At 73.1% G+C, this 21,955-nt stretch carries 19 protein-coding genes; 13 read left to right on the top strand and 6 right to left on the bottom strand.

The features are described 5' to 3' along the window. The first annotated feature begins 132 nt into the window (after positions 1-132). From C1I95_RS18060 to hemB, 8 genes are all read left to right on the top strand, one after another. Complete coding sequence (locus C1I95_RS18060; protein ID WP_111214988.1) at positions 133-1,866, top strand: AMP-binding protein; 1,734 nt, start codon at positions 133-135, stop codon at positions 1,864-1,866. Further along, a complete protein-coding gene (locus C1I95_RS18055; protein WP_111214987.1) occupies positions 1,859-2,110 on the top strand; it encodes a glutaredoxin family protein in 252 nt (83 codons plus the stop codon). Before C1I95_RS18060 ends, C1I95_RS18055 begins: the two co-directional genes overlap by 8 nt. 22 nt (positions 2,111-2,132) lie before the next feature. Further along, positions 2,133-2,783, top strand: coding sequence for an HAD family hydrolase (locus tag C1I95_RS18050; RefSeq protein WP_111214986.1), 651 nt, complete (start codon positions 2,133-2,135; stop codon positions 2,781-2,783). A 359-nt stretch (positions 2,784-3,142) separates the two neighbouring features. Then, the gene (locus C1I95_RS18045; RefSeq protein WP_111214989.1) at positions 3,143-3,913 is read left to right on the top strand and encodes a redox-sensing transcriptional repressor Rex; all 771 of its coding nucleotides are present in this window, start codon (positions 3,143-3,145) and stop codon (positions 3,911-3,913) included. After that, a complete protein-coding gene (locus tag C1I95_RS18040) occupies positions 3,910-5,238 on the top strand; it encodes a glutamyl-tRNA reductase (protein ID WP_111214985.1) in 1,329 nt (442 codons plus the stop codon). The genes C1I95_RS18045 and C1I95_RS18040 overlap by 4 nt, the downstream gene beginning before the upstream one ends. A gap of 43 nt (positions 5,239-5,281) precedes the next feature. Further along, on the top strand, positions 5,282-6,250 hold the full coding sequence (gene hemC / locus C1I95_RS18035; RefSeq protein ID WP_111214984.1) for a hydroxymethylbilane synthase: 969 nt from the start codon (positions 5,282-5,284) through the stop codon (positions 6,248-6,250). After that, complete coding sequence (locus C1I95_RS18030) at positions 6,247-7,827, top strand: bifunctional uroporphyrinogen-III C-methyltransferase/uroporphyrinogen-III synthase (protein ID WP_111214983.1); 1,581 nt, start codon at positions 6,247-6,249, stop codon at positions 7,825-7,827. Before hemC ends, C1I95_RS18030 begins: the two co-directional genes overlap by 4 nt. Positions 7,828-7,845: 18 nt before the next feature. Continuing rightward, on the top strand, positions 7,846-8,829 hold the full coding sequence (hemB, locus tag C1I95_RS18025; protein ID WP_111214982.1) for a porphobilinogen synthase: 984 nt from the start codon (positions 7,846-7,848) through the stop codon (positions 8,827-8,829). 337 nt (positions 8,830-9,166) lie between these two features. On the opposite strand, the gene C1I95_RS18020 is transcribed toward hemB, so the two are convergent. Both C1I95_RS18020 and C1I95_RS18015 read right to left on the bottom strand, forming a co-directional pair. Continuing rightward, positions 9,167-10,183 (bottom strand): GNAT family N-acetyltransferase, encoded by a 1,017-nt coding sequence (locus C1I95_RS18020; protein ID WP_111214981.1) that lies wholly within the window; start codon positions 10,181-10,183, stop codon positions 9,167-9,169. 72 nt (positions 10,184-10,255) lie between these two features. Next, positions 10,256-11,635: a lytic transglycosylase domain-containing protein gene (locus C1I95_RS18015; protein ID WP_111214980.1), complete on the bottom strand. Its 1,380-nt coding sequence runs from the start codon at positions 11,633-11,635 to the stop codon at positions 10,256-10,258. A gap of 56 nt (positions 11,636-11,691) precedes the next feature. Here C1I95_RS18015 and C1I95_RS18010 point away from each other — a divergent pair, with 56 nt between their 5' ends. Beyond that, positions 11,692-11,910, top strand: a complete 219-nt coding sequence (locus C1I95_RS18010; RefSeq protein WP_111214979.1) for an FmdB family zinc ribbon protein — start codon at positions 11,692-11,694, stop codon at positions 11,908-11,910. 208 nt (positions 11,911-12,118) lie between these two features. After that, positions 12,119-14,950, top strand: a complete 2,832-nt coding sequence (locus tag C1I95_RS18005; protein ID WP_111214978.1) for an ATP-binding protein — start codon at positions 12,119-12,121, stop codon at positions 14,948-14,950. A gap of 113 nt (positions 14,951-15,063) precedes the next feature. On the opposite strand, the gene C1I95_RS18000 is transcribed toward C1I95_RS18005, so the two are convergent. The 4 genes from C1I95_RS18000 to C1I95_RS17985 form a co-directional block, all read right to left on the bottom strand. Beyond that, positions 15,064-15,594, bottom strand: coding sequence for a phospholipase (locus tag C1I95_RS18000; protein WP_111214977.1), 531 nt, complete (start codon positions 15,592-15,594; stop codon positions 15,064-15,066). Between the two features lie 192 nt (positions 15,595-15,786). Beyond that, on the bottom strand, positions 15,787-17,448 hold the full coding sequence (locus C1I95_RS17995) for a glycoside hydrolase family 10-like protein (protein ID WP_111214976.1): 1,662 nt from the start codon (positions 17,446-17,448) through the stop codon (positions 15,787-15,789). 192 nt (positions 17,449-17,640) lie between these two features. Beyond that, entirely contained in the window at positions 17,641-18,366 is a 726-nt protein-coding gene (locus C1I95_RS17990; RefSeq protein ID WP_111214975.1) for a methyltransferase domain-containing protein, read from the bottom strand. A gap of 69 nt (positions 18,367-18,435) precedes the next feature. Further along, positions 18,436-20,073 (bottom strand): ABC-F family ATP-binding cassette domain-containing protein, encoded by a 1,638-nt coding sequence (locus C1I95_RS17985; RefSeq protein ID WP_111214974.1) that lies wholly within the window; start codon positions 20,071-20,073, stop codon positions 18,436-18,438. 96 nt (positions 20,074-20,169) lie between these two features. Here C1I95_RS17985 and C1I95_RS17980 point away from each other — a divergent pair, with 96 nt between their 5' ends. The 3 genes from C1I95_RS17980 (at position 20,170) to C1I95_RS17970 (ending at position 21,852) form a co-directional block, all read left to right on the top strand. Continuing rightward, on the top strand, positions 20,170-20,922 hold the full coding sequence (locus C1I95_RS17980) for an ROK family protein (RefSeq protein WP_111214973.1): 753 nt from the start codon (positions 20,170-20,172) through the stop codon (positions 20,920-20,922). Between the two features lie 175 nt (positions 20,923-21,097). Next, positions 21,098-21,466 carry a tetratricopeptide repeat protein gene (locus C1I95_RS17975; RefSeq protein ID WP_111214972.1) on the top strand — a complete coding sequence of 123 codons (369 nt, stop codon included), beginning with the start codon at positions 21,098-21,100 and terminating at the stop codon, positions 21,464-21,466. A gap of 131 nt (positions 21,467-21,597) precedes the next feature. Continuing rightward, on the top strand, positions 21,598-21,852 hold the full coding sequence (locus tag C1I95_RS17970; protein ID WP_030329768.1) for a Smr/MutS family protein: 255 nt from the start codon (positions 21,598-21,600) through the stop codon (positions 21,850-21,852). Positions 21,853-21,955 lie beyond the last annotated feature (103 nt).

Raw genomic sequence — 21,955 nt, 5'->3', positions numbered from 1 at the left:
GGCCGCGACCCTGCGCCGCACCCGGCAGGCACCCTCGGTGACCCCGCTGGAGTTCCGTGCACGGGACTGCGTCTGGCCTCGGCGCCCCGGTCGTGGTCGTCGTCGTAGGACACCGGCAAGCGAGGTGTTCCGATGTCACCGGACGCCCACCCGGAGGCCGCGAGGCATGGCCGGCCGGGTCGTGCTGTGCCAGACTCAGCCACCGTGCAGGACGCAGCCGACGGCAACGGGCCGACCCTCGCCGACCGCCTCCGCCAGGCGGCGGTGACCCACCCTGGCAAGCCCGCGCTGCACTGGCAGGGCCGGGCGATCACCTGGTCCGAACTGGACGAGACGGTGACCCGGGTCGCCCGGGCGCTGGCCCGCGAGGCACCGCCCGCCGATGCGGCGGGCCGACCGGCGCGGGTCGCGGTGGCGCTACCCAACTCGTCGGAGTTCGTGGTCAGCCTGCTCGGCGCGCTGCGGGCCGGGTTGACCGCGGTCCCGGTGAACCCCGGCCTCACCGGGCGGGAACTGCGACACGTCCTGGTCGACTCGGGCGCGTCGGTGCTGATCTGCACCGAGCGGATCCGCGATCTGGTGGCCGCGGCCGACCTGCCCACGCTCAGCGCGGTGCACACCGCCCCACCGGCGACCGACGAGGGCGACGAGACCTTTGCCGTCCGGGGCGCCGACGACCTGGCGGTGCTGATCTACACCTCCGGCACCGAGGGCTGGCCCAAGGGCGCCATGCTCTCGCACGGTGCCCTGGCGGCCAACCACGAGCAGGTCGGCGGCATCGATCCGCCGGTGGTCGGCCCGGAGGACACCGTCCTGCTGGCGCTGCCGCTGTTCCACGCGTACGGACTGAACGCGGGGCTCGGCGCGGTACTCCACCACGGCGCGACCGGGGTGCTCGTCGACGATCCGGGCCCCGACGCGGCGCTCGGCGAGATCGCCCGGCACCGGGTCAGCGTGCTGGTCGGCGTGCCGTCGATGGTGCAGACCTGGGCCCGGGCGGACGCCGACAACCGCGCCGCGGCAATGGCCGCCGTGCGGGTCGTGGTCTGCGGCGCGGCACCCCTGGAGCCGGCGGACGCGGCGCGCTTCGCGGAGGCCACCGGGCGACCGGTGCACATCGGGTACGGCCTGACCGAGACCGCGCCGGTGCTCACCTCGACCCTGGTCGGCGGGGTGCCCAAGGCCGGCTCGATCGGCCGCCCGTTGCCCGGGGTCGAGCTGCGGCTGGTCGGGGCGGACGGGGTCGACCTGTGGCGCGACGGCCTCGCCGTGCCCGACGACGACCCGGACGAGCTGGACCTCTCCGACCCCGCCGCCGGCACCGACCCGGGCCAGATCGTGGTGCGCGGGGCGAACCTGTTCTCCGGGTACTGGCCGGACGGCGCGGGCGGGGCGGACGAGACCGGCTGGTGGGCCACCGGCGACATCGCGTACGCGGACGCCGACGGGGACCTCTTCCTGGTGGACCGGCTCGGCGAGCTGATCCTGGTCAACGGCTTCAACGTGTATCCGCACGAGGTGGAGTTGGTGCTCTCGGCGCATCCGGCGGTGGCGGAGTCGGCGGTAGTCGGGGTGCCGCACCCGAGGACCGGGGAGACTGTCCGGGCGTACGTGGTGGCGGTGTCGGGGCATCGGGCGACCGGTGCGGAGCTGATCGCCCACTGCGCCCGCAACCTGGCCAGGTTCAAGTGCCCGACCGACGTCGAGTTCGTCGACGTGCTGCCCCGCTCGGCGATCGGGAAGGTACGCAAGACCCTGCTCCGGCCGCGGCCGGACGGGGTGCGGCCGGTGGCGCCGCACCCGGCGGCACCGCCCGAGACCGACCAGCCGGCACCGGCCGGCACGACGGAGGAGACCGATGCGTGAGCCCCGCCTGACCCTGATCACCCGCCCCGGCTGCCACCTGTGCGAGGACGCCAAGGCGGCACTCGACCGGGTGGTCGCGGTCACCGGCGACCGGTGGGTCGAGTGGGACGTCAGCAGCGACGTGGAGCTGGAACGCGAGTACGGCGACCGGCTGCCGGTGGTGCTGCTGGACGGCAAGGAACACGGCTACTGGCGGGTCGAGGAGGAGCGGCTGCTGCGCGACCTGACCACTCCGCAGTTGTAGCGCTCCCGGATAAGGTGCGGCGATGACCCCTGCTCGCCCCCACCTGGTGTGGGACTGGAACGGCACCCTGCTCAACGATCTCGACCTGGTGGTGGCCTGCACCAACGCGGTGTTCGCCAGCGCGGGTGGACCGGCCGTCACGGCGGCGGAGCACCGGGTGCGGTTCCGCCGGCCGATCGCCGACTACTACGCGGAGATGCTCGGCCGGGCGGTCGACGACGAGGCGTTCGGCCGGCTGGACAAGATCTTCCACGACGCGTACCGCGTCGGTATGACCACCTGTGAGCTGGCTCTCGACGCCATGGACGCGATGGCGGCCTGGCCGGGCAGCCAGTCGCTGTTGTCCATGTGGTTCCACGACGAGCTGGTGCCCGCGGTCCAGACGTACGGGCTGGCCGGGCTTTTCACCCGGGTGGACGGGCTGCGGGCCGAGGTCGGCGGCGACCGCAAGGCCGAGTCGCTGGCGCGGCATCTCGACGAGATCGGCGTGGCCGGCCGGTCGGTGGTGCTGATCGGCGACTCGATCGACGACGCCGACGCGGCGCTCTCCGTCGGTGGTCGCGCCGTCCTCTACGCCGGCGGCTTCACCGACCGGGCCCGCCTGGACGCCTCCGGCCACCCGGTGGCCGACACCCTCGTCGAGGCAGTGACCCTCGCCACCATCCTTCCCTGACCCCACCTCTTGTCGATCATGAGGTTTGTGGCGCTCCGAATCGGCGTATCGGGGCAATCACTTCATGATCAACGAATTGCAATGGCATGGGCCTGCGTGTGATTAGTCAGAGAAGTCGGGATTGAGTAATAATCGCGTGGGTGGTCGTGGTGAGGGTCGCCCGTCGATCTTGTCGGATGGAGGGGCTGGTGGGGGCGCGGGGCGTGCCGACAAGATCGCGATTTGTGCACGTGTTCACAAGCGCCTACTCTGTAATTCCGACGCGCCCTGCTAGCACAGCCGGCAATTTCGGTCGCCAGCGGGAGTCCCGAAACGGCCGACCGGTGGAGTTGGTCGAGGATCGCACCGCACGGAGTCTCATGAGTCAGCACCGTCACCCAGGCGCGCCCGGCCGCGCCGGTGCCGTACCGGCGCTCCCGGACCTGCCCGAGGCGACGGTGGCCCGGCTCCCCGAGTACCTCCGTGCCCTGCACAATCTCGCCGAAACCGGCAACGAGACGATTTCCAGCGAGGGGCTGGCCAATGCCGCCGGGGTGAACTCGGCCAAGCTCCGCAAGGACCTGTCCCACCTCGGTTCGTACGGCACCCGGGGCGTCGGCTACGACGTGACGCTGCTGATCGAGCAGATCGAGTACGTGCTCGGCCTCACCCAGCGCCGGGCGGTCGCCCTGGTGGGCGTGGGTAACCTCGGTCACGCGCTGGCCGGCTACGACGGCTTCGCCGGCCGGGGCTTCCGGATCGCCGCCCTGCTCGACGCCGACCCCGCGCGGGTCGGCGAGGAGATCAACGGGCTGGTCGTGCAGCACGTCGAGGAGCTGCCCCGGGTGGCGGCCGAGGAGTCGATCGCGATCGGCGTCATCGCCACTCCCGCCGCAGCGGCCCAGCGGGTGGCCGACCAGCTCGTGGCCGTCGGCGTGACCAGCATCCTGAACTTCGCGCCGTGCGTACTCTCGGTTCCGGACGGGGTCGACGTGCGCAAGGTCGACCTCGCCATCGAGTTGCAGATCCTGTCGTTCCACGAGCACCGCAAGGCATCCCTGACCGCGCTCCCCGCCGCCGGTGGGTCCGCCCTCACCGCCCTGCCGGGCGGTCTCGCGGTCACCGAGAGCCAGGAGGCGATCGGCACGTGAAACTCCTCGTCGTCGGCGCGTCCTACCGCACCGCACCGGTCGCCACCCTGGAACGGCTCGCGGTGTCCCCGAGCAGCCTCAGCCGCACTCTGGACCGCCTGGTCGCGCAACCGTACGTGAGCGAGGCCGTGCTGGTCTCCACCTGCAACCGGGTGGAGGTCTACGCGGCGGTGTCCGGCTTCCACGGCGGTCTCGGTGACATCTGCGCCGTCCTCGCCGAGCAGGCGGGCTGCCAGCCGGCCGCGCTGGCCAACCACCTCTACGTGCACTTCGACTCCGCCGCCGTGGGCCACGTCTTCCGGGTCGCCGCCGGCCTGGACTCGATGGTGATCGGCGAGGCGCAGATCCTCGGCCAACTCCGGGACGCCTACCACTGGGCCAGCGGGGCGGACACCGCCGGCCGCCTGCTGCACGAGTTGATGCAGCAGGCGCTGCGGGTCGGCAAGCGGGCCCACTCCGAGACCGGCATCGACCGGGCCGGCCAGAGCGTGGTCACCGCCGCGCTGGGGCTGGCCGCCGGCCACCTCGACGACGATCTGGCGGGTCGCCCGGCCCTGGTCGTCGGGGCCGGGGCGATGGGCTCGCTGGGCGTGGCGACGCTGTCCCGGCTCGGCGCCGGGCCGCTGACCGTGGCCAACCGGAGCGCCGACCGGGCCGTCCGGCTGGCCGAGTCGTACGGTGCCGGCGCGCGGCCGATGGCCGAACTGGCCGACACTCTCTCCACAGTGGACATCGTAGTGGCCGCGACCGCGTCCACGGAGCCGGTCCTCACCCACGAGGTCGTCGCCGCCGCGGTGGCCGGCCGCGACCCCGGGCGCGGGCCGCTGGTCCTGCTCGACCTGGCCGTGCCGCGCGACGTCGGGCCCGGCGTGGCCGAGCTGCCCGGCGTCGAGGTGATCGACATCGACCGGATGGCGGCGCTGCTCGCCGACGGGCCGGCCGCTGCGGACGCCGCCGCCGTCGAGCGGATCGTGGCCGGCGAGGTCGAGTCCTTCCTCACCTGGCTGCGCGGCGCCGACGTGGCACCGACCGTCGCCGCCCTGCGCGGCCGGGCCGACGACGTGGTCACCGCCGAGCTGCGCCGGCTCGCGCAACGCCGTCCCGACCTCACCGACGAGCAGCGCGCCGAGGTGGCCCGCACCGTGCACCGGGTGGTCCAGCGACTGCTGCACCAGCCGACCGTACGAGTCCGCCAGCTCGCCGCGGAACCCGGCGGCGACCAGTATGCGGCCCTGCTGCGTGAGCTGTTTGACCTCCAGGTCCCGCAGACCTCCCCGGTGGACACCGTCCCCGACATCACCCCACCCGCCGGAGGTGAGCGATGAGCGAGCGCCAGCGAGCGAATCAGCAGCGAAGCGGAGTGCCGGCATGAGCGCCCCGCTGCGCCTCGGCACCCGGGGCAGCAAGCTGGCGATGGCCCAGTCCGGGCAGGTCGCCGACGCCCTGACCGCCCGTACCGGGCGCCCGGTCGAACTGGTCGAGGTGGTCACCGCCGGTGACCGGTCCACCGCCCCGGTGCACCGGCTCGGTGTCGGCGTGTTCGTCTCCGCGCTGCGCGACGCGCTGGTCGCCGGGACGATCGACTTCGCCGTCCACTCGTACAAGGACCTGCCCACGGCGACCGCCGCGGGGCTGCACATCGCGGCGGTGCCACCACGGCAGGACCCGCGCGACGCGCTCGTCGCCCGGGACGGCCGGACGCTGGCCGAACTTCCTCCCGGAGCGAACGTCGGCACCGGCGCGCTGCGCCGGATCGCCCAGCTGCACGCGCTGGGCCTCCAGTTGATGGTCACCTCGATCCGGGGCAACGTCGACACCCGGCTGGGCCGAGTGCTCGGCCCGGAGGCCGACCTGGACGCGGTCGTGCTGGCCCGGGCGGGGCTGGCCCGCCTCGACCGGACCGACGTGATCACCGAGACGCTCGACCCGATGCTGATGCTGCCGGCGCCCGCCCAGGGTGCGCTGGCCGTGGAGTGCCGGGTCGACGACCCGGATCTGGTCGAGCTGCTCGCCACGCTCGACCACGCACCGTCCCGCGCCGCGGTCATCGCGGAGCGGGCGATGCTGGCCACCCTGGAGGCCGGATGCTCCGCACCGGTCGCCGCCTACGCCGAACTCGCCGAAGGCGACGCCGGTGAGGAGATCTACCTGCGCGGGGCGGTGATCAGCCCGGACGGCACCCGTGACATCCGGCTGTCCCGCACCGGAACGCCCGCCGACGCGGCGGAGATCGGTAAGGCACTCGCCGCCGAACTCCTCGACCTCGGCGCCGACTCGATCCTCGGCCCGCAAGGACACGACGGCCCGGGGACCCAGCAATTTGGGAGCACAGAATGACCCGCACCCGTAAGCCCGTAGGCCGTATCGCGTTCGTCGGGGCCGGTCCCGGCGACCCGGGCCTGCTGACCCGCCGGGCGCACGACGCCCTGGTCGACGCCGACCAGGTGGTGTACGACCGGGGAGTCCCCGAGTCGCTGCTCGACGCCGTCCGGGCCGAGGCCCGGGAGGACGCGCAGTTCACCCCGGCGGAAGGCGCACCGGGCGATGTGGCGAAGGTGTTGATCTCGGCCGCCCGCTCCGGGCAGAACGCGGTGCACCTGGTGGCCGGCGACCCGTTCGGCCACGACTCCGTGGTCAAGGAGGTGCAGGCGGTGGCGCGTACCGCCGCGCACTTCGAGGTGGTGCCCGGGGTCGGCCAGGCCGAGGGGGTGGCCACCTACGCGGGCGTGCCGCTGCCGGGCGTACGCACCGCCGCCGACGTCGAGGACGTCAGCACCCTGGACTTCGACGCGCTGGCCGCAGCCGTGCAGCGCGGCTCGCTGGCGCTCGCGGTGGACGCCGGTGACCTCGCCGCGATCCGGGACGGCCTGCTCGCCGCCGGGGTCGACGGCACCACCGGCGTCGGCGTGACCGGGGACGGCACCGGGGAGACGCAGTACACCACCACGTCGAGCGTGGACTCCTTCGTCGCGGCGGCGCTCGGCTTCACCGGCCGGGTCGTGCTGACCGTCGGCGACGGCGTGGGCCAGCGGGACAAGCTCAGCTGGTGGGAGAACCGCCCGCTGTACGGCTGGAAGGTGCTGGTTCCCCGGACCAAGGAGCAGGCCGGTGCGATGAGTGCCCGGCTGCGCGCGTACGGGGCGATCCCGTGCGAGGTGCCGACCATCGCGGTGGAGCCGCCGCGTACCCCGGCCCAGATGGAGCGCGCGGTCAAGGGCCTGGTCGACGGCCGGTACGCCTGGGTGATCTTCACGTCGGTCAACGCGGTACGGGCGGTCTGGGAGAAGTTCGCCGAGCACGGCCTGGACGCCCGGCACTTCGGCGGCGTCAAGATCGCCTGTATCGGCGAGGCCACCGCCGACGCGGTCCGTGCCTTCGGCATCCAGCCGGAGCTGATCCCCGCCGGGGACCAGTCGTCCGAGGGCCTGCTGGCCGAGTTCTCGCCGCACGACGAGGTGCTCGACCCGGTCGGCCGGGTGCTGTTGCCGCGCGCCGACATCGCCACCGAGACGCTCGCCGCCGGGCTCACCGAGCGCGGCTGGGAGGTCGACGACGTGACCGCGTACCGGACGGTCCGGGCGGCCCCGCCGCCCGCCGAGATCCGGGACGCGATCAAGTCGGGCGGGTTCGACGCGGTGCTGTTCACCTCGTCCTCCACGGTCCGGAACCTGGTCGGCATCGCCGGCAAGCCGCACGCGCGTACCGTTGTCGCGGTCATCGGGCCCAAGACGGCGGAGACGGCAACGGAGTTCGGCCTGCGGGTCGACGTCCAGCCGCCGCACGCGTCGGTGCCCGACCTGGTGGAGGCGCTCGCCGGCTACGCCGTCGAGCTGCGGGAGAAGCTCGCCGCGATGCCGGCGAAGCAGCGCCGCGGTTCGAAGGTGCAGGGGCCGACCGCGCTGAGGTTCCGGTAGTCGCTGAGGGAGCATCGCATGCCGTACCCCGAGATCCGGCCCCGCCGGCTGCGCCGTACCGCAGCCATGCGGCGCCTGGTGTCCGAGACCCGCGTCGACCCGGCCGAGTTGGTCGTGCCGATGTTCGTCAAGGAGGGGCTGACCGAGCCGCGCGCCATCGGCTCGCTGCCGGGCGTGCTCCAGCACTCACGGGACTCGCTGCGCAAGGCGGCGGTCGAGGCGGTGCAGGCCGGGGTCGGCGGGATCATGCTGTTCGGGGTGCCGGCGTCGCGTGACGAGCGCGGCTCCGGCGGCCTCGACCCGGACGGCATCCTCAACGTCGCGATCCGTGACGTGGTCGCCGAGGTGGGCGACGCCACCGTGGTGATGAGCGATCTCTGCCTGGACGAGTTCACCTCGCACGGGCACTGCGGGCTGCTGACCCCGACCGGCGAGGTCGACAACGACGCCACGCTGGCCGCGTACGCCGAGATGGCGGTGGCCCAGGCCGCCGCCGGGGTCGGCGTGGTCGGGCCGTCGGGGATGATGGACGGCCAGGTCGGCGTGGTACGCCGCGCGCTCGACGCGGCCGGTCACACCGACGTGGCCGTGCTGGCGTACGCCGTCAAGTACGCTTCCGCGTTCTACGGCCCGTTCCGGGACGCGGTGGAGTCGGCGTTGGAGGGGGACCGGCGCACCTACCAGCAGGACCCGGCGAACCTGCGCGAGTCGCTGCGCGAGGTCGAGCTGGACGTCGCCGAGGGTGCCGACATGGTGATGGTCAAGCCGGCCCTGCCGTACCTCGACGTGGTCGCCGCGGTCCGGGCCGCGGTGGACGTCCCGGTCGCCGCCTACCAGGTCTCCGGTGAGTACGCGATGGTCGAGGCGGCCGCCGCGAACGGCTGGATCGACCGGGAGCGCGTGATCGTGGAGACGCTCACCTCGATCCGCCGCGCGGGCGCCCAGATCATCCTCACCTACTGGGCCGTCGAGGCGGCCCAACTGCTCCGCCAGCGCTACTAAGCCTGGAAGCAGAAACTACGCCGCCACGCTCCCCGCTCGGCTTCTTGGGCCTCTCCCCCCTCGGCCTCCTTGGCCCCCTTTGCTCTGCTTCAACCCGCGCAGCGGGTTTGGCGCGATTTCATTGCGTGGGGTGAACCAGAGCAGAGGTGACAGTCGGGAGGTGGTCGGCTCGGGTGGGGAAGGCACCGGCCAGCTGGCGAATCGACAATGGCGCCACGCGACTTGTCCACAGGGTTATCCACATGGATTGCCGGGCTGGCGTCTGCGGCGGCAGGGTCGTCTGATGCTTCCCCGGAACTGGTACCGCTGAGCGCCGCGTGGCCGGCGCCGGCGGCGCTCAGCGGGAGTTGTCCAGGCGGTGCACCAGGTCGGCCACGTCGACGCTGTACTCGCACCAGTCGCGGTCCGGGCGGTAGCCCAACTCCGCGTTGACCTTGAGCATCGCCTCGTTGGCCTGGGCGTTCCAGGTCTGCACCTCGGTCAGCTGCGGCTCGGCCGAGCGCAGCTCCATCAGCATCCGGGCCTTGATCGCGCGGTCGATCCCGTAGCCGCGGTGATCCTGCACCACGATGGTGTCGTACTGGTCGGCGCGGGTCGGGTGCTGGGCCGGCACCACCACCTCGGTCAGGCCGGCCACCTCACCGGTCTGCTCGTGCAGGGCGAGCACGATGTACGGCTTCATCCCCCGCCGGTGCAGGCAGTCCAGGCTGTCCCGCAGCCGCTGCGAGTCGTACGAGCTCGGTCGCAGCTCGCCGTCCTCGATGTCCCGGATCTCGGCCTTGGCCCGGGCGTACGCCTCGATCAGCTCGTCGGGTGGCCCGCCCGGGTGGAACTGGACGTGGTAGCCCGCGCCGACCCCGGTGGACATCTCGGCCAACTCGGCCCAGTCGACAGCGGACAGGTCGAGCACGCTACGGGTCTCGACGTACTCCCGGCTGAAGCCCAGCGACTCGTAGAAGGCGATGGCGGGGGTATCGCCCACCACCTCCACCCCGATCGACTCGAAGCCCTCCTGATACACCCGACGGGCGGCGCGCAGGACGAGGTCCCGGCCGAGCCCGGTGCGTCGGGCGGCGGGGTGTACGAGCACCTCCAGCACGCCGATGTTGCCGAGCAGCAGCACGTTCACCTGGCCCAGCAGCGCGCCGGGTGTGCCGTCGGTGGCCGGCTCGGCCTGGGCCACCCAGGAGATCCGCCGTTCGCCGGGCATCACCTCGGCGAGGTATTCCCGCAGGGAACTCTCCCGCCATGGCGGGTCCTGCGGAAGATCGACCGCCAGGACCGCGTTCAGCGTGTCCAGCATCGACACGATCTCGGCGGACGACGCGGTCCTGGGGTCCCACTCGCGCACCATCACCCGTCTAGCTTGCCTTTAACAGCAGCCTGGGGGAAGTGTCCAGTTCTCCAATGTATGCGGACGATCACTTCACGTGCGGCTGGCCTGTCCGTACCGGTTGGCGGTGTCGAAGACCGCCCGGGCGTACCTGCCGACGTTGTTGTACGACAGGATGGCGTTCCACCAGTCGCCCGGAATGGTGAGGTTGCGGCCCCCCTTGCACAGGTACATGCCGGCCGCGAGGGCGGCGTCGTGGATGTTGTGCGGGTCCTTGCGGCCGTCGTTGTCGGCGTCGGCGCCGTTCTCCTGCCAGGTGGTCGGGATGAACTGCATCGGCCCGACCGCACGGTCGTAGGTGGTGTCCCCGTCCAGCTCGCCCCGATCGGTGTCGTTGATCCGCATCCGGCCGCCCTGACCGTCCAGCGGCAGACCGATGATCTCCGGGGTGGCCCGGCCGTCCGGCCCGAGCTGGGCGTTGTTGGCCTGCCCGTGGCGGGACTCGACGAAGCCGATCGCGGCCAGGGTGGTCCAGCTCAGGCCGCAGCTGCGGTTGGTCTCGGCGAGCACCAGCTCGGCGTAGCCGTACGCCTGCATGGCGATCGGGTCGATGCCGGCCTTGGCGCCGACCTCGCGGGCCCAGCCGGCGAGGGCGTCGGACGGGCGTCCGCCGACCGGCAGACCGCCGCCCGGCGCGGTCGGCGGTGTCGCGCCCGGGGGCAGCGTCGGGGTGGCCGGCGGAACGGCGCCCGGCGGCGGCGCCTCGCCGGACGGTGGCAGGTCGCCGGTCGGCGGCGTGTCGCCGGGAGCCTCGGGCCCGCCGGCGGTGGCGTCGGCGGCGACCGGCCGACGGTCGGCGACGGCCGGCACCAGCAGCGCGCCGGCCGTCGCCGTCGCCGCGACCAGGGCGAGCAGGAACACCCCGGGCAGGGTCAGCCGCCCGCTTGGCCGCCGGGACCAGTCGCGCGTCACCCGAGCCGCGGTGCGCGGCCCCGGCAGGCGTACGGCGTGCGCGAAGCGCGTCCGGCGACGCCGGGCACCCGGCCGGCCGGCGTCGTCCGGTGTGGACTGAACGGGCGGCGTGTCCGGGCCGGTCTTCGCGGCCGGTTCACCGTCGATCTTGGTGGCCGGTTCGCCGTCGGTTTTCGCAGCCGATTCGCCTTTCGCGGCCGGTTCGCCGTCGGTCTTGGTGTTCGGTTCGTCGGTGGCCTTGGCGGCTGGTTCGCTGTCGGCTTTCGCGGCGGGTCCGCTGTCGGTCTTCGCGGGGGGTTCGCCGTCGGTCCGGGTTGCCGGTTCGCCGGTGGTGTCGGCGGCCGGTGCCGTGCCGCTCGACCCGTCGGCGGGTCTGGCGGATCTCAGCCAGGGCCGGCGGGGCCGGGGTAGCCCGGTTGCCGGCCCGTCCGGGGCGGCGCCGGGGTGCGGCGTGGCCGGCCGGAGGGGCCGAAGGGTCGTACGCTCTTCGCCGTCTGCCACCCGTCGAGTATCACCCATCCCTCCGCAGGCGTCAGGTCCGGTCGTACCCTGATGCCATGCCCCGGTACGAGTTCCGTTGCCGCGCCTGCGGCGACACCTTCGAGGTCAACCGTCCGATGGCCCGCGCCGGCGAGCCGGCCTCCTGTCCGCAGGGGCACGCCGACACGGTGAAACTGCTGTCCACGGTCGCGGTCACCGGTCGGGGTGGCGGCGTTGCCGGCCCCGCGTCCGCGCCCTCCGGCGGTGGCTGTTGCGGCGGTGGCTGCGGCTGCTGAGGCCGACCCGATGTCGTCACCGGTCGGGCCGGGTGCCGCCCGGAGATACCGTCGCACTGTCGCAGGTGGTGGGACGGCTGATGTCGGCCTTGCCCGGACGCCGGGTCCGATGGCACCTTGGGTCCGAGCCTCGGCCGACCGTTCTCACGATGCGTGATGATCTGGTTTCGGGAAGTATGAGGTCGATGCCAGGGGGGAGGTTCCACGCATGTCGCCACGGATCCACCTCCCGACCGGCTGGGTGACGTTCGTCTTCACCGACATCGAGGGCTCCACCCGACTGGCTCAACTGCTCGGCCCCGGCTACCGGCCGGTGCTGGCCGAGCACCGCCGGTTGCTGCGCCGGACGATCGCGGCGACCGAGGGGGCGGAGCTGCTCACCGAGGGCGACTCGTTCTTCCTGGCTTTCGGTGACGCCAGCGCCGCGCTGACCGCCTGCCTGACCGCCCAGCGCGCGCTCGGCGACCACGAGTGGCCGACCCCGGAGGCGGCGCCCCGGGTGCGGATGGGCCTGCACACCGGCTGGGCCGAGCCACGGGACGGCGAGTACGCCAGCCCCGAGGTGCACCGGGCCGCCCGGGTCGCCGCCGCCGCGCACGGCGGGCAGGTGCTCTGTTCCGCCGCCACAGCGCGGCACGCGGATCCACTGCCGGCCGGCGCGTCCCTGCTCGACCTCGGGCTGCACCGGTTGCGGGGCTTCGACGACCGGGAACGGCTCTTCCAACTCGTCGCGGCCGGGCTGGAGTGGCAGTTCCCGCGCCCGCGTACCGCCGACGCGGTGGCGCACAACCTGCCGATCCAGGTCACCTCGTTCGTCGGCCGGCAGGCCGAGCGGGCCGAGCTGAGACAGCTGGTGGCCCGGCACCGGTTGGTCACCGTGCTCGGCGCGGGCGGGGGTGGCAAGACCCGGCTGGCCGTGGAACTCGCCACCGACCTGGTCGAGGAGTATCCGGACGGAGTCTGGTACGTCGACATCGCCGCGGTCACCGACCCGGGGCTGGTGGCCTTCGCGATCGCCGCGGTGCTCGGGCTGCGTCCGGAGCCGGGCCGTCCGATGGTCGAAACCCTGGTGGAGTACGCCGCCGCCCGCCGGATGCTGATCGTGCTCGATACCTGCGACGCCCAGCCGGCGGCCTGCGCGGACGCGGTTTCCCGGCTGCTCGCCGGTGGCGGCGGAGTACGGGTGCTGGCGACCACCCGGGAGCCGCTGGCGTTGCCCGGCGAGGTGGTGTGGCGGATCCCGCCGCTGTCGGTCGACCCGCCACCCGACGGCACCGAGAGTGACGCGGTCGCGTTGCTGCTGGACCGCACCGCGGCGGCCCGCGGCGGCCGCCAGCCCGACCCGGCCGAGTCGGCGGACCTGCGTCGGGTGGTACGCCGGCTGGACGGCCTCCCGCTGGCCATCGAGCTGGCCGCCGCGCGGCTGCGGGTGCTCTCGGTCGGGCAACTCGCCGAGCGCCTCGACGACGTGCTCGGCACTCTCGACGCCGGCCGGGAGGACCCGGAGCCACCACCGGCCGACGGGGGCTACGCCGGCAACCAGCAGGACACCGTCGACCTGGTCGCGGCGGCGACCGGGGCCAGCCCGCCGGCCCCGGCGACGCGTGCGGTGGCCCGCTCGGCGATCGAGCGGCACCTGACCATGCAGGCGACGGTGACCTGGTCGTACCGGACTCTCGGGCCACGGGCCGCGCGGCTGCTGCGCTGGCTGGCGGTCTTCGCCGGGCCGGTCGACCTGCCGACCGTGCAGTGGTTGCTGGTCGACGATCCGCTCGACCCGCTCTCCGTGCTGGTGGACAAGTCCCTGGTGCTGGCGGAGCCGCACGCCTCGGGCTGCACGTACCGGATGCTCGACCCGATCCGGGCGTACGCGGCTCGCCGGCTCGCCGAGGCCGGCGAGGAGCAGGCCGCCCGGAACCGGCACGTGGCCTGGTCGGCGCACGCCCTGGAGCGGGCCCACCTCGGCCCCGACGGGCAGCCTGTGACTCTCTCGCTGTACGCGCTGGATCCACTCGCCGGCGAACTGCGCGCCGCCCTGCGCTGGTGCGCCACGGGTGCCAGTGCCCGGACGGGCCTGCAACTGGCTGGCGGCCTGGACCAGTGGTGGCGGGAGCGCGGCTTGGCGCGGGAGGGGCGGCTCTGGCTGTTCCGGCTGTACGGCCGGATCGCCGAGACCAGTGAGACCATCCCGGAGGGCGAACTGGCGGCGGCGTACCACATGCACTCCCTGCACGCCGGGGCGGACGGCGAGTTCGCCGAGGAACTGCGTTACTCGCAGCGCGCCGAGGCGGCGGCCCGGCAGGCCGGCGACGCCGGCCTGTTGGCCCGGGTGCTCGCCGGGCGCGCGGCCCCCCTGGCTGACATGGGGCAGTTCGCCGAGGCGGAGCGGGTCTGCCGGGAGGTCATCGACTGGGCGCACGACCAGGGGGTGGACGCCGAGGCACTGTTCGCCGTGTCCCGCCTGGCTGAGCTGCTGTGGCGGCGGGGCGCGTTGGACGAGGCGGCGGAGTTGCTCGGCGCGGCGCGGCCGGTCGAGGCGTCCCGGCCGGCCGACCGGGGCCGCCGGTCGGTGGACATGCTGCTCGGCATGGTCGCGCTGGCCCGGGGCGACCTGGTGGCGGCGCACGAGCACCTGCTGGCGGCGTTGCGGTCGCGGATGAACCACGGCTTCCACGGACGGGCCTGCGACACGTTGAACGCGATCGCGGTGCGGTGCGCCGTCGGGGACGCCCCGCTGACCGCCGCAAGGCTCTTCGGCGCGGCGCAGGCGACCCGGGCGGGCCTGCGGTCGACCGCCGGCATCTACGACGCCTACTGGACGGAGCAGCAGTTGGTGTTGCGCCGGACCCTGGGCGACGCCGCCTTCGACGAGGCGTACGGGGAGGGTGCCGAGCTGGGCCTGGACGAGGCGGTCGCGCTGGCGCTCGGTGTCGAGCATCCCGACCTGGCCGCCGACTCCGCCCGGTTCGCCGCGCAGGCCGGCCGCACGGCTCCCCGCCAGCCGACCGCCACCGCCGACCGACACACCGAACACGCCTGACCGGCGCTGCCGGCCTGCCGTCGCGGCACTCCGGGGGACGCTGCTCCCCGGATGCCGGGATGGAACCGGACGCCCGGCCGAGGGCCGGCCGAGCGTCCGGCGAGGTGCGACGGTCAGGCGCGGGCCAGGGCCTCGGCCTTCATCTTGGCGGCCCGGTCGATGTCGGACTGCTGGACGGCGGCGACCGATCCGAAGATGCTGACCGCCTGGTAGTAGGTCCAGGCCAGGCTGTAGCAGGCCGGCCGGACGACGGCGTTGTAGGTGGCGCAGACCCGCTTCAGGTCCTCGTAGAAGGCGCTGTCCAGGCGCGACTTGTTGGCGCTGAACTGGCCGACCGCCTTGTAGTTGCGGTAGCCGAAGTCGTGTCGGGCGCAGGAGAGGGAGAACTGGAACCCGAGTGGATTGTCCGGGCTGGACGAGCAGTAGTCGGTGGACCAGTCGAAGTTGTACTCGGCCCACGGAGCCCGGTTCTGTCGGGCCGAGTTCCAGGCGTTGTAGCTGCTGGCGCTGGTCTGGGTCCAGCTGGACAGCACCGACAGCTTCTGGGCCGGGGTGACCGCCGCCGCGGCGGGGGAGGCCACGGCGAGGGCGGTGAGCAGCGCGAGTACGCCGGCGGCGAGGAGGGTGGCGAGGCGTCTGGGCACGGTGATACCTCCGCTGGGTGGGCGGTGGAAGGGGGTTACCGGCGAGTCACCGGAGTGCCATCAGTCTCGATCAATGTCTCTGTCGTTGGGTGTAACACCAGAGAAATATTGGTGACCGGTGCGGAAACAGACGAATGCCCCGGACGCCGGAGGTGTCCGGGGCATTCGGCGACCTGTTCGATCGTGAACGGGTCAGCGGACGAAGCGCGGCGGGCTCGCTTGGCTCTCGTTCGCGCTGCGGTCGAGCGCGGTCACGAAGTAGGTGTACCGCTTGCCCGGCTCCGCCGTGGCGTCCAGCCACGACTGGTCGGCACCCGGGGTCGCCCGCACGCTGCCGACCAGATGGGTGGCGTCGGCCAGGGCGCAGCCGGTGCCCGCCCTGGTGCCGTCGAGGCGGTAGATCGCGTACGACGTCGCGGTGCCGAACGGCCCGACGCCGTCGGCCGGCTGCCGCCAGCGCAGTCGTACCCCGTCGGCGTGCCGCTCGGCGCCGGTGACCACCGGCGAGAGCAGCCGCTTCGCCGGCAGGTGCGGCATGGTCGGCACCAGTGCCGGGCGGGAGTAGTGGTCGGCGGCGTAGCGGTCGGTCGCCCCGAGCCGGTTCGCCCGGACCTGCACCGCCGAGAAGTGGATGTTGCCCAGCGCCTCCGGGTACGACCGGTTCAGCGTCAGGTGGTCGGACAGTTCGCGCGGGTTCATCCAGTACGACCCGTACGCCGGGTCACCGCTCTTGTAGTCGGCCTGCCCGATGTAGAGCTGCACCCGGGTGCCCCGGACCTGCTCGGCCCACCACGGCACCAGCCGGGCGTAGTCGGCGGCCGGGTACTGGCCGATGTACCAGTAGAGCTGCGGCACCACGTAGTCGATCCACTCCTCCTTGATCCACTTACGGGTGTCGGCGGAGATGATGTCGTACGACTGGCTGCCCGTGGTGTCCGAGCCGAGCGGGTCGGCGGAGGCGTTGCGCCAGATGCCGAACGGGCTGACCCCGAACTTCACCCACGGCTTGACCGCCTTGATCCGGAGGCCCGTCTCCTGGATCAGCAGGTTGATGTTGTCCCGCCGCCAGTCGGCCCTGTCCGTGAAGCCGCGGTGGTACTGGGCGAAGGTGGCGTCGTCGGGCACCTGGTGGGTACCGCTGGGATACGGGTAGAAGTAGTCGTCGAAGTGGACGGCGTCGATGTCGTACCGCCTTACCGCGTCGAGCATCGCGGTCTGGACGAACTCGCGTACCGCCGGGATGCCGGGGTTGTAGTAGAGCCGGCTGCCGGCGACGCCGGCCGGCGGGTAGGCGAAGGTCCAGTCCGGATGCTGCCGGGCCGGGTGGCCCGGCGCGAGCTGGTCGAGGTCGGCGCCGGCGCCGCCGGGAGCCGGCATCGAGACGCGGTACGGGTTGAACCAGGCGTGGAATTCCAGGTTGCGCCGGTGCGCCTCGTCGGCCAGGAAGGCGAGCGGATCCCAGCCGGGGTCCTCGCCGCGGACCCCGGTCAGGTACTCCGACCAGGGCTCGTACGGCGACGGCCAGAACGCGTCGGCGGTCGGGCGGACCTGCACCACCACCGCGTTGTGGTTCAGCCGCTCGGCGAGGTCGAGCAGTTCGCGGTACTCGGCCTGCTGGGCCGCGATCCGGTCCGGCGCGGTCTGCGAGCCCTTGCTGGGCCAGTCGATGTTGGTGACGCTGGCGATCCACATGGCCCGGAACTGCCGCTTGGGCACCGCCGGGTCGGCCACGCAGGTGGTGGCGGCCGGGTCGGGTGCGGCGTCGGTCGGGGTGGCGCTGGCGGGGGTGGCGGCGACCAAGGCGCCGAGCAGCGCCGCGGTCAGCCCGGCGGCGCTGAGTCGAGATGCCTTCATGCGGTGTGTCCCTTCGTCGGGAGTCCCCGGGGGCAGGGGTGGTCACGGCGGCGCGGCAAGATTCGCCGCCCAATATCTACCGCTGGTAGGAAATTTTCACACCGGGCAGGCTTCGCGCAAGACTTCTGTCCGCTCGCGAGGCGCTGCCGTACCACGTGACGTTCGTCGGCCACCTCGGCCGGAGTGCGTCGCTCAGTCGAAGAAGCGGGCCAGGTGGGCGGCCGAAGGCCCGTCGTCGTCGGTGCCGAGCGGGGTGAGGTCGGCGAAGATCGACGCGCCGTCGCTGCCGGCGTGCAGCGGATACCAGCGTGGCGTGCCGGGCGGGCGCATCTGGCAGACACCCTTGATGGTCTGCACGTCCAGCAGCCGGACGTGGGTCGGGTCGGCGACCGCGTTCACATGCCCCCACCAGGGGCTCATCACATGCAGCACGCCGCCCGGGCGGAGCACCCGGTGGCACTCGTCGAGCAGCGGCAGGAAGTCGATCAGGTGCTCAAGGATGTGCACCGCGAACAGCACGTCGACCGAGTCGTCGGCCAACGGCAGTGAGCCGGAGAGATCGGCCACCGCGTCGACGCCCGGTGCCGGGAAGATGTCGAGGCCGAGGTTGCCCGGCCACTGCTTGGTGGCGCCGCAGCCGAGGTCCACCACCACCGGGTCGCGCCCGTCGACCCGTACCCGGCACCAGACGCCGAAGACGCCCGCCAGTCGGCCCACCCGCTCGCGTACCAGTCGCAGTTGCGCCGGCTCACCGACCTCGCCGGTGAGGTGGGCGACGCCCCGGTCGAAGCGGACCTCGACGGCCAGTGGGCGCAGCCGCTCGTCGTGGCGGACCTGGTCCGCCCACGCCTCGGCGAGGAATCCGTCTACCGCCCGCAGCCGCTCGGCCGAGGGCGGAGTGTGTGCCAACGCGACCATCCGGCCACCTCCGGCCCGCCCGTTACCCGGATCGGTGCCCGGTATGCGTCACTTAGACCGAAAAACAGGTCAGGACTCGGTGATCCGCCCGGCGTCCACCCGTAGTCGCCGGTCGACGTGCACCGCTTCCAGCATCCGCCGGTCGTGGGTCACCAGCAGCAGGGTGCCCGGGTAGCTGGCCAGGGCCGACTCCAACTGCTCGATGGCCGCCAGGTCGAGATGGTTGGTCGGCTCGTCCAGCACCAGCAGGTTGACCCCACGGCCCTGCAACAGCGCCAGCGCGGCCCGGGTCCGCTCACCCGGCGAGAGGGTCGCGGCCGGCCGCAGCACGTGCTGCGCGCGCAGGCCGAACTTGGCCAGCAGGGTCCGCGCATCCGCCGGCGACAGGTCCGGTACGGCGGCCTCGAAGGCGTCCAGCAGCGGTACGTCGCCGAGGAACAGCCCCCGGGCCTGGTCCACCTCGCCGACCACCACCCCGGGACCGAGCGCGGCCTGACCGGCGTCCAGCGGCAGCCGGCCGAGCAGGGCCGCCAGCAGGGTCGACTTGCCCGACCCGTTCGCCCCGGTCACCGCCACCCGGTCGGCCCAGTCGATCTGGAGGTTCACCGGGCCGAGGGTGAAGTCGCCGCGGCGTACCACGGCATTGCGGAGGGTGGCCACGACGGCGCCGGCGCGGGGCGCGGCGGCGATCTCCATCCGCAGCTCCCACTCCTTGCGTGGCTCCTCGACCACCTCCAGCCGTTCGATCAGCCGCTCGGTCTGCCGGGCCTTCGCCGCCTGCTTCTCGGTGGACTCGGACCGGAACTTGCGGCCCACCTTGTCGTTGTCGGTGGCCTTGCGCCGGGCGTTGCGGACACCCTTCTCCATCCAGGCCCGCTGGGTCCGGGCCCGCGCCTCAAGCCCCGCTCTGGTGTCGGCGTACTCCTCGAAGTCGGCGCGCGCCTGGCGGCGGGCCACCTCCCGCTCCTCCAGGTACGCGCCGTAGCCACCACCGAACTGGTTGACCTGCCCCTGGTGCAGGTCCAGTTCCAGCACCCGGGTCACCGTCCGAGCCAGGAACTCCCGATCGTGGCTGACCAGCACCGTGCCGGCCCGCAGCCCGGTGACGAAGCGTTCCAGCCGGTCCAGGCCGGCGAGGTCCAGGTCGTTGGTGGGCTCGTCGAGCAGGAAGATGTCGTACCGGCTGAGCAGCAGCGAGGCCAGCCCGGCGCGGGCCGCCTGCCCGCCGGAGAGGCCGGTCATCTCCTGGTCGAGATCGACGCCGAGCCCCAGCTCGGCGGCCACCTCCTCGGCCCGCTCGTCCAGGTCGGCGCCGCCCAGGCCGAGCCAGCTCTCCAGCGCGGTGGCGTAGGCGTCGTCCGCGCCGGGTGCGCCGGCCGTCAGGGCCTCGGTCGCCGCGTCGAGGGCGGCCTGCGCGCCGGCCACGCCGGTGCGCCGGGCCAGGAACGCGCGAACCGTCTCGCCGGGGCGCCGGTCCGGCTCCTGCGGCAGGTGCCCGACGCTCGCGCCGGGCGGGCTCACCGTGACACCGCCGGCCTCGACCGGGAGCAACCCGGCGAGGGTACGCAGCAGCGTCGACTTGCCCGCCCCGTTCACCCCGACCAGGCCGACCACGTCGCCGGGCGCGACCACCAGGTCCAGCCCGGTGAACAGGGTCCGGTCCCCGTGCCCGGCGGCAAGGTCCTTGGCGATCAGCGTGGCGCTCACAAGCAGCCGAGCCTACCCGCGCGATCGTGCCCCCTGGCGGAGTGGTTGGCGCGGCCAGCCATGCCGGGCGTGGGGGCACGAGGCAGACTCACGGTCGTGCTGACCACTCTGGCGATCGACTGCGGGGGCGGCGGGATCAAGGCGTCCGTCCTCGACGGCGCGGGCACGATGCGGGCCCAACCGCTGCGGGTGCCCACGCCGTACCCCCTGGCGCCGGACCTGTTCGTCCAGACCCTGCTCGAGCTCGGCGCCCGGCTACCGGGGGCGGACCGGGTGACGGTGGGGATGCCGGGCATGATCCGGCACGGCGTGGTGGTCGCCACCCCGCACTACGTGACCCGCTCGGGCCCGCGCAGCCGGGTCGACCCGGCGCTGCTCGCCCAGTGGTCCGGATACGACGCCCGCACCGCCCTCGCCATGGCGTTCGGGTTACCGGCCCTGGTGCTCAACGACGCCGAGGTGCACGGTGCCGGGGTGGTCGCGGGCACCGGCTGCGAGCTGGTGCTGACCCTCGGCACCGGGCTGGGCAGCGCACTCTTCGACGGCGGGGTGCTCGCCCCGCACCTTGAGCTGTCGCACGCCCCGGTGCGCTGGGGCACCACCTACGACACGTACGTCGGCGAGCCGGAGCGCCGCCGGCTGGGCGACGCGTTCTGGTCCCGGCGGATCCGGCAGGTGGTGGAGGGGCTGCGTCCGGTGTTCCGCTGGGACCGGCTCTACCTGGGCGGCGGCAACTCGCGGTTGATCCGCCCCGAGCAACTCGCCCGGATGGGCGACGACGTCGTGGTCGTCCCCAACAGCGCCGGCATAGTAGGCGGCGTCCGCGCCTGGGACCTCGCCGCGGTGTAAGGAAGGGCCCCTTATTAACGCCTGGGGTAGAGGAAGGGCCCCCTATTAACAGCCATGCCGCCGGCCGCCGGGAGGGCTGCGTGGGTAGCCAGGAAGAGCGTGCGGGAACAGTCGCGGTCCGGTCGGTGTTGTGCGAGCGTCGGTGCAGTGGTGCGACACGGAGGGGGTGGGCGGAATGGATCTTCTGGCTGAGTACCGGCGGGCGAACCTGTTCTTCGAGGCGGGCGACCCGACCAGCGCGGCCCGGCTGCTCGAACCGATCGTCGAGGCCGAGCCGGACAACGCCGCCGTACGGCAGCTGCTGGCCCGGGCGTACTTCCAGTCGGCCCAGCTCACCCGGGCCGAGGAGCAGTTGCGGGAGCTGGTCGACCGCAACCCCAGCGACCACTACGCCCACCACGTGCTGGGCCGGACGCTGGAGCGGCTGAACCGGCACACGGACGCCCTGCGGCACCTGCGCATCGCGGCGGCCATGCACTGCTCGAACGACGACTACACGACGGCCCTGCGCCGGGTGGAGACCCGGGTCGGCGCCGCCCGCTGACGCGGCGGCGCGCAGCGCCAGCACATGTACGAGGGGGCGGCCCATATGGGCCGCCCCCTCGTCGTCTGCGGACCCGGCGGCCCGCCTGCCTACGATGGCCGCATGGGAGCCGACCGGACGGTGGACGCGGCATGAAGCTGAAGCTGGACCTGCACGAAATCTTCAACAAGGGCCACGACATCGACCGGGCGCTGCGCGGAATCATGGACGAGGCGGTGGCGAAGAAGGCCACCCTGGTCGAGATCATCCCCGGCAAGGGCTCCGGCCAGCTCAAGAAGCGGGTACTGCGCTTCCTGGACCAGAAGGACGTCAAGCAGCTCTACCACCGCGTCGAAAAGGACTCCAAAAACTTCGGCCGCCTCTTCGTCCACTTCCGCTGGAAATAACCCCCCGAACTCCCCGCCGATCTTGCACTTTCGGTCGCCCGTTTGGGCGGTAGGTGCCTTTTGCGGGGACGAAAAGTGCAAGATCGACGAGTCGGGGGGTGGG

The sequence above is a fragment of the Micromonospora craterilacus genome, assembly GCF_003236315.1.
In the GTDB taxonomy this organism is placed as follows: domain Bacteria; phylum Actinomycetota; class Actinomycetes; order Mycobacteriales; family Micromonosporaceae; genus Micromonospora; species Micromonospora craterilacus.
Note: the sequence above shows the minus strand (reverse complement) of the source record. Positions and strands in the feature narration are given on the sequence as shown.